This window comes from Spirosoma pulveris (assembly GCF_054781875.1).
Window position 1 is genome coordinate 1 of sequence record NZ_BAAGTO010000031.1, and the last position, 9,899, is coordinate 9,899.

General features: G+C 51.0%; 9 protein-coding genes. 5 read left to right on the plus strand and 4 right to left on the minus strand.

Annotated features, from left to right (window positions below; all coding sequences use genetic code 11):
• Positions 1-155: 155 nt before the first annotated feature.
• On the plus strand, positions 156-554 hold the full coding sequence (locus ACYVJM_RS31520) for a S66 peptidase family protein (RefSeq protein WP_461152107.1): 399 nt from the start codon (positions 156-158) through the stop codon (positions 552-554).
• A gap of 203 nt (positions 555-757) precedes the next feature.
• On the opposite strand, the gene ACYVJM_RS31525 is transcribed toward ACYVJM_RS31520, so the two are convergent.
• Positions 758-1,219 (minus strand): response regulator, encoded by a 462-nt coding sequence (locus ACYVJM_RS31525; protein WP_461152099.1) that lies wholly within the window; start codon positions 1,217-1,219, stop codon positions 758-760.
• Positions 1,220-1,486: 267 nt separating this feature from the next.
• Between ACYVJM_RS31525 and ACYVJM_RS31530 the strand changes: the two genes are divergently transcribed.
• Both ACYVJM_RS31530 and ACYVJM_RS31535 read left to right on the plus strand, forming a co-directional pair.
• A complete protein-coding gene (locus ACYVJM_RS31530; RefSeq protein ID WP_461152100.1) occupies positions 1,487-1,936 on the plus strand; it encodes a response regulator in 450 nt (149 codons plus the stop codon).
• A gap of 1,034 nt (positions 1,937-2,970) precedes the next feature.
• Positions 2,971-3,138 (plus strand): lmo0937 family membrane protein, encoded by a 168-nt coding sequence (locus tag ACYVJM_RS31535; RefSeq protein ID WP_461152101.1) that lies wholly within the window; start codon positions 2,971-2,973, stop codon positions 3,136-3,138.
• Between the two features lie 322 nt (positions 3,139-3,460).
• Here ACYVJM_RS31535 and ACYVJM_RS31540 read toward each other — a convergent pair whose 3' ends face one another.
• Positions 3,461-6,214: a choice-of-anchor Q domain-containing protein gene (locus ACYVJM_RS31540; RefSeq protein WP_461152102.1), complete on the minus strand. Its 2,754-nt coding sequence runs from the start codon at positions 6,212-6,214 to the stop codon at positions 3,461-3,463.
• A gap of 1,023 nt (positions 6,215-7,237) precedes the next feature.
• Between ACYVJM_RS31540 and ACYVJM_RS31545 the strand changes: the two genes are divergently transcribed.
• Together ACYVJM_RS31545 and ACYVJM_RS31550 are read left to right on the plus strand one after the other, a co-directional pair.
• On the plus strand, positions 7,238-7,696 hold the full coding sequence (locus ACYVJM_RS31545) for a response regulator (RefSeq protein WP_461152103.1): 459 nt from the start codon (positions 7,238-7,240) through the stop codon (positions 7,694-7,696).
• Positions 7,697-7,980: 284 nt separating this feature from the next.
• Entirely contained in the window at positions 7,981-8,409 is a 429-nt protein-coding gene (locus ACYVJM_RS31550; RefSeq protein ID WP_461152104.1) for a LytR/AlgR family response regulator transcription factor, read from the plus strand.
• Positions 8,410-8,710: 301 nt separating this feature from the next.
• Here the strand turns inward: ACYVJM_RS31550 and ACYVJM_RS31555 are convergent, their stop codons facing one another.
• Positions 8,711-9,157: a sensor histidine kinase gene (locus ACYVJM_RS31555; RefSeq protein WP_461152105.1), complete on the minus strand. Its 447-nt coding sequence runs from the start codon at positions 9,155-9,157 to the stop codon at positions 8,711-8,713.
• Positions 9,144-9,845: a histidine kinase dimerization/phospho-acceptor domain-containing protein gene (locus ACYVJM_RS31560; RefSeq protein ID WP_461152106.1), complete on the minus strand. Its 702-nt coding sequence runs from the start codon at positions 9,843-9,845 to the stop codon at positions 9,144-9,146. Before ACYVJM_RS31560 ends, ACYVJM_RS31555 begins: the two co-directional genes overlap by 14 nt.
• Between the last annotated feature and the right edge of the window lie 54 nt (positions 9,846-9,899).

Sequence of the window (9,899 nt, forward strand, 5' to 3'; positions counted from 1 at the left end):
CCCATTACAACTATCATCGGCTTCACCGTTCGATTGGTTTTATAACACCCCAGCAAAAATGGGAAGAAGCACAGGTACTTTACGACACAACCTTTTCAGAAAATCTGTCCAGTTAATAGGGGGCTAAGACAGAGACGACAGTGCAGGGTCGTTTGATGGGTGGTTGTATGGAGGTTTTGGAATCACTAAAAGGTACCGAATTTTGGCCCGACAAAGAACGATGGACCAACTCGATCTTATTTTTTGAAACCTCCGAGGTTAAGCCAGCCCCTGACTATTTTCGGTGGTGGCTACGGAATTATGCCCAGCAAGGCATCTTGGCCGGTACTAATGGCATTCTCTTGGGCAGGCCCGATAACAACGTTTATGTGAAAGAGTATAATACTGAACTACTCAAGGTACTCCAGGAAGAGGGTTTAACGGCCATGCCTATTATAACGGAAATGGACTTTGGCCATACGTGTCCAGTTTTTAGCCTTCCCTATGGGGCCATGGCTCAAATTGACTGTAGCTCGAAAACGTTTAGTATACTGGAAAGCGGTGTTGAAGGCTAGCTCATCCATTTTAAGGGAGATGCACAAAGATTTCATCGACTTAAAAAAGAGCATTTAGTGCGACAAGATGAGCAGGCCTGGTCGATCGTAAAAACAACATAACCCCTGCAAGACCGAGTCGACAAAGCTGGGAGTTGAACTAAGTAGCCGTGAAACAGCGCTCAATCAATGCCTGTCTGCAGGCCCAGGATGGCTGTATCAACTCATGCAGTCTTGTCGCGGTCGTCAAGTGCAATAGGGGGTAAGCGGGCTACCTCGTACCAATACGTCCGCAACAGGCGGACATACTCACGCCATTCCGACGCTTCCTCGGGCTTTTGGGTATAAGCCACCGCCCCTTGGGCATAGGCTTGTTCAATAACAGGCTCTGCGGCGCTAGCACTAAAGACAACGATGGGTATGCGACCCTGAAAGCGCTGGCGAAGCTCGGGCAACAAGTCCAGGCCGCTTTTGACTTGGCGCAAATCGATATCCAATAAGATGAGTTGAGGTAGCCTCAAGGGCTGCTGATCGAAGTACGCCAGCGTTTCTTGCACCGAGCGGGTGTTGATAAAATCAGCTTCAGGAAACTCTTTTTTAGCTAGCCTAACCAATACCTCGCAGATGGGAGGTTCGTCATCTACCACTAAAATTGTGAAGCTTGGGTCTGACGACTCTAGGGACATATGTTATAAAATTGATAACTCATGCAAGATACGAGCAGATAGGATATAGCGATTGCATACGTGTGAAAAAGAAGTATTCTGAATTAGATTTGCGTTAACAAGAACGGCGTCGCTGGCTACTTAGCGCTAACAAGAGTCGGTACTCAGGTAGCTGACTAGTAGTAGGGCTCAAGAAAAGCGAAAATTTCATGAAGTAGTAATCATATTTTTATATATAAATGGCTAAAACATAATCTGTTAACTTGTCCATAGACGTTTGTTTCATTGATGTTATCCTCTCGATTTACTATTCTCCTGGTCGATGATGATGCTACCATCGCCGACTTACTTACACGAGCGGCGACGAGCGAATTTCCGGAAGCTACGTTCATCCATGCCAGCACCTATCAGCAAGCGGCGGCTTTTCTGAGCGATTTGTCTGGCCGTGGTCCGCAGTTGATTCTGCTAGATGTCAATTTACGCAGTGGCCCGAGTGGGTTAAACTTTTTGTCCTTAGTGCGGCAGCATCCACAGGGTCATCTCTTGCCTATCATCATGCTGTCAGCCAGTAACGAAAAGATGGACCGCCAGGCAGCCTACCGGCGTGGTGCTACGGTGTACAGCCAAAAACCCTTCACGTTTCAGGCTTGGAAAGCCTATGTAGCCGGCCTACGTAACTACTGGTTTAAGACCGCTACTATCCCTGCGGTGTGGTTTGAGAAGGACAGCGATGAGTAAGCGACCAATTGTACAATTCTTGGTCAAGTGGCATATGAGTTCTTATAATGAGAAACTTTTCTACAATACAACTACAATTCTAGGAACACACCAACGGGCTTGAATGGGAAAATTCATCCGTTTTCAAGGCCTGCCAAAACGCCCAGTCACTGGCGGATAAATAGTACTTCAAATACTGCTCTCGAGTGAGCCACAAGGCCATCGGTGTTTGAGCTTGCCGATAAATTTTGATCAGCCGAATTATACGCCCAACCCGGTCGAAATCGGTGGTAGAATGGATATGCATAGATTAAGTTTTAAGTACGTTAATCAAAGATACATGATCCGTATTGTAATTGAAAGTGCGTGTTTTATACTAGGGCAAGTCAGGGTAAATACTTAAATTAGTACCAACTTAAGAATGGCTCAAGGGTGACTCTCTACTTTTCTAGGTAAGCTAGCAAGAGACTTCAGCTTACCTACGCCTGATTAAACAACAAGCAGCTAATGGTAGGTAGTTGGGAAGTATATTTTGATGAGCCGTGTCCTACGATTGACAGGATTGTGGAGCGGGTTAATCAGCAACTGGATAGCCCTGCTCGATACCTTTCGGATAAGTGGCTGTTGGTGACCGACTCAGAGGTACTTAACCTGTACCCAGGTAACACTCACAACCTGGTCATTACAGATTGGGTAGATACGGCCAACCTTGTGCAAGTGCTGTTGACCACTTTAGAAGCCATGGGAGGCCTACTAAGTCTGGGTTAACATCTTAGCCACTTATACAACAGATCGTATGCAACGGATCGTGGTTGACAAGTAGAAAAACAAGTCCACCAATTGATGCGCCCATAGCCTTTAGGAGTTGCTCAATATCGGTATGATGAGGTTCTTGAAACGGGTAATCCTCACCCTGGAAAATGGGAATCAAGACTTGGGCATGGTTTAGCTAGATTGGGTATGCTTCTAGTATAACCCGTTAGTGATCACTAGTTAATTATAACCTTTAAGGCCTTCTGAGGTTAGAGTATCATTCACTAACTACATTTTCACTCATGGGTAATCTATTGTATACCATCGCTGTAATACTCATTATTATCTGGTTATTGGGTTTCCTGGGCGTGTTAGGGGCGGGTATTGCCGGCAGCGGCTTAATTCACATCCTGCTGGTGATTGCCGTCATTGCCATCATTTTCCGCTTAATCCAGGGCCGCAGTGTTTAACCGCCCCAAACGGCTTCTGGTTTCAAAACAAATCCCCTATTGTAATCGATTTGATTAGGATAGGGGATTCTTTTCTGGGTGGTAGGCTAACAAAGAATGTGACCACCAATCCATAGGCAATGGGTACCCATTGCCAGTTAGTAAAAACAAACCGTCTCTTGACATACCCTATTCACGAAAGCCCCCTTCGTCTCACGGGGGAGCATTTTTCGAGATATTCATTTTTTTAATTTCGGTCTAACTTACTCAGCCGCCCATGCTACAGCGCCCACCTGGAAGTCCAGATGGGCGCTGTAGCATGGGATGTGTGAAGAGCAAGGGCTTACTGCTTTAGCACCTTCACCGTCTGGCTGTGGGTCGGCGTGCTGACCCTTAGAAGTAGTAAACCAAGACCCTGACTACCGATGTGCATCGTCTGGCGCTCCAGGGAGCTCGCCTGCTGAATAGGAAGGGACTCAACCGACCGACCGCTGCCATCAAGCAGCTCATAGTGCAGAGACTGCCCCTGGGCGCCGATCACCTCAACCACCACCTCGTTGCCCGTCACCGGGTTGCCCAGCACCCGTACTTGCCAACTACCCGCCACAGAGGGCTCCTCCCGACCGGCAGCCAGGCGGGCCGCTCCCGGATTGGTCACCACAAAAGACACGCGCCGGGGCACGCCCGCCGTTTCGGTGCCCCCCGCGCCCGAGTAGGGTGTGGCCACCAACGTGTAAGTGCCCAGCTCAGGGGTCCAGTTGACATAATCGCCCTGATTGTCGGTGAACAAGGCGTAAGGCGCCACCGTCTCCACCTGTCGGCGGGTCTGCCGACCGCTCAGCTCAAAGACTACCGAGCCTACGGTAGCCGGTTCGGTCACGGCCTGGATGTTCAGATTGCGGGTGGGCAGACTCGAGAGGTCCACCTCCTGTCCATCGGCCAACTCCCGGATGGGCTGATCGGTGTCGGCGTTGATGAGCCAGAAGTGCGTCAGCTGCTGGCTGCCCGGCTGACTCACCACCGTGAAGTCCACCGTCAGGGCCGTACCAATGGCGCCGGTACCGCTTGCCCCGGCATAGGGTGTAGCCGTCAGGGAATAGCTACCCAGGTTAGGTGTCCAGGTCAGGTAATCGCCCTGATTATCCCCAAACAGGGCATACGGGGCCACCCCTTCCACCACCTGATAGCGCTGCTGGCCACTCAGGCTGAAAGCGACCGAACCGACTGTAGCGGGCTCGGTAACGGCCTGGATGTTGAGGTTACGGGTGGGCAGGGTAGACAGGTTGAGCTGGGTACCGGCGGTCAGTTCCTGGATGGGCTGGTCGGTGTCGGCGTTGATGAGCCAGAAGTGCGTCACGCCAGCCGACGGGGTGGTTGGTGTCGTTACCGACAAACTGAAAGCGGTGGAGGTAACGCTGTTGCAGGCACTGGTGGCCACCAGGGAGTAGGAACCCGCCTGCTGGGGCTGCACATTGGTGAGCCGAAGGGTGGCCGAGGTCTGCCCTGGGACGAGGCCACCGTCTTTGTACCAGGTGTAGCTGTCGGCGACTGAGTTGAGCCCGACCGTTGTCTCAACGGTCGATCCAGCCACGACGCTGGATTGACTAGCCGGTTGTTGGGTGATAATCAGGAGTTGGCTAGCTGGATGTTGAGACTCAGCAGCACCAATGTCAATCGGGCCATCCAAAGGAAAGATCCGGACATGCCCCGCCAAATCGGTGGCCGGGCCATTCGCTTGGGTATAGGCGGAAGTCAGCCCCGCGTCGATGGCCGGTGAGCAGGGAGCCAGTTGCAGGCTGGACGGACCACTAAAAGGCAAGAGGGTCGCTAGTTGATTGGCTGTCCCGCTGGTGAGCAGCAAATCGGCCTCTAGTAGGCCGTTGGTTGAATTGACGAACCCTCGCTCAAAGCTGGTGACGCCCGGTGGTTGCCGATAATCCTCATTGACCACGGCCGTTGCTCCACCGTTATTCCACACGATCGAATTAGTTAAGGAGGCCCCAACGTATAACTGAACGGTGCGGGCCATACTGGGCCCGCCTGTATTATAGAAGGCTCCGCCCCGGGGCGCGAGGTTGTCCATCAGAGTACAGTTGATTAGATTACTTTGCACCCGCAGGGAGGCCGAGCTAAAGGCGGTGGTGTAAAAAGCACCGCCCCGATCGGACGCTTGGTTTCCCTCAAAGCTACAGTTCACATAAGTAGGGGTGACGCTGCCAACGCCTCTGGACTCGGCAGAAAACTCGGTAAACACCGCCCCGCCCCGCTGGGCCGAATTGGCCAGAAAACGACAGTTAGTCAACCTGGAATTCAGCGAGTGGCCATTGACAATCAGGGTATAGATGGCCCCCCCGCTTGAGGCGATGTTATCAATAAAGTGGGTATTGATCAGCTTAAGTTGGGTGGATCCCCCTTGCAAGTCCGTTAGCAAGGCGCCCCCATTGCCCAGCGTGCGGTTGCCAATCAACCAACAGTTTTCGATGGTTGGACTGCTATCTCCACCGAAGGTGTTGTTATAAATGCCAGCGCCACCCGGGTCTGAGTAAGTGGGTCCGCCTGGATAGTAGGGGGGGGGATTGGTTTGGCTGGCGTAACCGCCGGTGATGACCACCCCATCCAGTCGAGTCTGCTCGACGGCATGAGTAAAGACGACAACGTGATCCGTATTGTCCTCATCCAACTGATTATCCTGATCAACATCGCCCGAGAGGGTGGTGCTGCTGGGCTGGTCGAGGTTGCCAAAATCCATCCGCTGGTCGGGTGTGGGACCACTTCCCTGATAGCCCCCATATACCTGGACGCCCGAGGGAATAAGAAAGGAGATATTGCGGTCCCTTGTCATACTGGGTTTATAAAGGCCACCCGCCAGCCGAAACACGGTGCCTTGAGGAGCCATCGCTAACTGGACCTGTAATGCGTTTTCAGCCAAGGCGTTAGCCCAATCGACACCGGTTTGCCCGCCGGCTCCCAGGGGCGTTACATAAACCGTCTGGGCTCCTACTGGTAAGGTGCTCAACAGGCATAGACAGACGCCCAGTAGGAAGCCGGGGAGCGCACTGAAGGTGACGGTTTGATCCCATGTACAGGTCTTTTTCATGCATTTTTTATTAAAAGGGTTATGGATTACCACCGCCATGAAGTAGCTATTGACGTTATTGCGTAGTCCGTTTGATCTTGGAGTCAGCCAACATAAGTGGCAAAACGGCTGGCAAAAGCGAAGCATTTCTGTAGATTAACTAGATAAAAAGGGCCGAATTCTGGGTTCGCGAATCTACGTTAACGGAATAGAGGCGGTTTAAGCGGTACCAAAGTAGGGGGTTGGTATTACATATGAAACTTTGTAAGGGTAAGGCATTCGGATATTTAGTAGGAGGTCGACAATGTTACTTCTTTGTCGATTCCCCCAAACTCGTTGTTACCGAACGTTGTTCATCGTTGGCCGCCCTAGTGTAGGAGAAGAAAGACGACCAAGTGGTTTGTCAGCGTTGACAAACTATAACCGTGGCCGCAAACGCGAATGCGACGGGTAGTAGCTGACAGTTATTAAAAAACGCCCGAATTAATGAGCAGATATATGAGTACTTTATCGTCTACGACGGGAGCCTATTCATGAACGTTACTTCGTCTCAAGGAGGAGCGAATTATGAGATTATGGTTTCGACAACTGTAAACGATTATCCGCAGCACGCGACCGGAATGAACTAGGTTTACCAGACAAGAAATCGCTGGTGATCTGACCATCCTATATGACCCCCTAGCTGGACATTTCGGTTGGGTTGACCAGCGTATTCTGGGTTCCGCTGACGGGTAATGGCACCTTACATTGACCACATCACGGTGGCCCCTGCACCGAAGCGGGACGGCAGGTCATCCCTGCCTAAATGCGCACAGCTAAACGGCTGGACAATCACATTACCTCCCTTGACCCGCTGTAAGACAAGAGTCAAAGCAAGCTATGCTTCGGACTGGTTCCAAACAATTGAGCCATCAGAAAATACTTCACCAGTAGAGATACGGTTTAGTTTACTAAGTATATATACTTACATACTTGTGGTAGGTACATAGCTTAGAACGGCATTAGCTGTATCTTGCAGCTAGCTAACTTTTCTCTCTTTTAAGCATGAATCATTCCCCGGTTAATCAGGTTGTTTTGGTCGACGATGACCCGGATTATTGCTATCTGGTCCAACGCGCCCTTAAAGAGTTTACCCCTGCCTCCAGCTTGCAAGCGCTTTCCAGCGGAGCGGCTTTGCTGGCCTGGCTGGAAACGGAACCAGTCAGACCTAGTCTAATTCTGTTGGACATCAACATGCCTGTTGCCAATGGCTTTGAGGTGCTGAACGCATTACGCTCGGTTGACCGCTATAAGCTGATACCGGTGGTGATGTTGAGCGTTTCGCGACAACGGGAAGATATTGACAGGTCCTATTACAGTGGGGCCAATGCTTACTTGGTAAAGCCAGCAGGATTTAACGAGCTAAAGCGTCGGTTGGCCTTCTTCAATCAGTACTGGTCTGAGGTCAGTACAGGACCGGGCACCCCTTTGGGTGATACGAACTGGTACAATGAGCTAAACTAACCTCCCCTTTGAAACCTTTTTTGACTAATCAGGCCTACGCTACCCCCTACAGTGGCCCGATTGCTAATACGTCTGTTTGGGGTTGCTTCTTTTCTTGCTTTTGGGGTCTTAACGTTTGATGAACCCACCGTCACACCACCCGAATGAGAAAGTTTAAAACACCTGGTTTGCACTAACGGGATGCTTGGCAAGTGGGCTTTATGGCCGTTGGCCAAACCTATTAGAGGTACCACTACTGCCCCCACAAGTACCCACAAGGCAGGTGGACGCACTTGATGAACGCGATGAAACCGATAACACTTGACCAAGGACTTTTAACCATTCCGGGCTATGGCACCCCCCAACCCCTGAGCCAAATCAGTTGGCTGGAAGGGCAGGGCAACTATACCCGCCTCCATCTGAGCGGGCAAAAGAGGCCCTTACTGGTCTGCCAAACCCTGAAAGCGTTTGAGGCGCCGCTGCCGGGGTTTCTGCGGGTAAGCAAAGGGGCATTGATTAACCCAATTTTTGTGGGGGCTGTAAGCCAGATCAGCTCAAAGCAGATGAGCTTAATCCTACTCGATGGGCAGCTGATCCGGGTATCCCGCCGTCGGATCGAAGAAATAGCGACCAAACTGGGCCTTTCCACTGAAAAGCTGACGCCTGATCGGATGCAGGCCGGTCTTACCCAAGGATATCCCTATCCGGGTAGCTTACGCAAAGCCCAAGGTTAGGAAACCGCGTACTAAACCGGTCCGCTCGACCGCCGAGTCGTAATCCTTTCTCAGTTGCACTACTGGTAGATATGTACAGATAGTCGTGGACAGTTATTCCATTAAAGGCCTTGTTTAAGAAACAGATACATCAAATTTCTCTTGTTTCAAGCAGGAGCATTTTGAGAGACAATGCGTTTTTAATATCTGTCAAACTCTGTCAGTCACGTACGAGCCATCCCATAAGCTCTGAATTTCTCATTACCAACTAACACCCCTGAGCATAACCTTCAACCTGACTTGCCCAAAAACTTGTAATCAACTAAAAGACCATACCTCCATTAAACGTGATGGTCACTGTTGTGCCCTTGCCCAACTGGCTTTCAAGAGATAGCGACCCCCTCAACAGCTCCACGTATTTTGCAACCAGGTGCAGACCCAGACCCGTTCCGCCAATATTAAGGGCGTTCTTGCCCCGAAAAAACCACTTAAACAGGTGAGGCTGGTCAGCCTCCGAAATCCCAATACCCTGATCCTTGACCGTAAGCGTATAATCAATTCCCGCACCAATGGCCTTCACCTCAATGGTCTGCTGTTCGGAGGAATACTTGCTGGCGTTCGACAACAGATTAATTACTATTCTCCGCAGCAGCGTAGCATCGGTTAATACCAGGTCCGGACAGTCGAACCAGGTATCAACAACCTGACCCGCTTTAAGCATATCCCCAAAATCGGCTACCACTTCCCTGACCAGACTAGCTAAATCCACCCGCGACCAGCTGGCCCACCGAGAGAAACTCGTCCAACAGCGAATTCATCTGTTTGATCGAGGCCTTGATGCGCTGAATATGGCGAAGACGCTGCTCTTGCTGGTCGGTGGCTGGGTAGCGCTCAATCAGCGACGCTGAGCTAAGGGCTACACTCAGGGGCGTCCGAAATTCATGGGAAGCCATGGTCACGAAGCGGGACTTCAACTCGCCTAATTCGCGCTCACTGGCCAGGGCTTTAGCCAGCTCGTCTTTCGAGGCTTGCAACTGGTTCAAGGTGGTCATCAGCGCATGCGTGCGGTTGGCTACTTTCTGCTCCAACTCGGCGTTGAGGCGCTCAATGTGTTGTTTCTGATCCAGCAAGGTTTGTTCGGCCTGTTTCTTGGCCGTACTATCCATGATATAGCCAATGATGACCAGCGCTTGTTGCTGATAGTAGTAACTTAAACTAATTTCGGCCGGAAAAACGGAGCCATCCTTTCGTTTGGCATACAGCTCCCGCCCGTGCCCAATGGCCCGCACCTGCGGATTTGCGTTGAAAGATGCCCGTAAGTGGGGGTGATGGGGGGCCACCGAATCCGGTACGAGCCGGTCAACCGATAAGCCAACCAGTTCATCGGTGTACGTCGTCAAATGAAAGTGGACAAATGGGATGAAAATGAGAAGAGACAATTCAGTAAATTGTTTCACTCAAATCCCCTTGGTTATGTCCAATTCAACCAAAAAATCTCCGCCTAGTCGTTC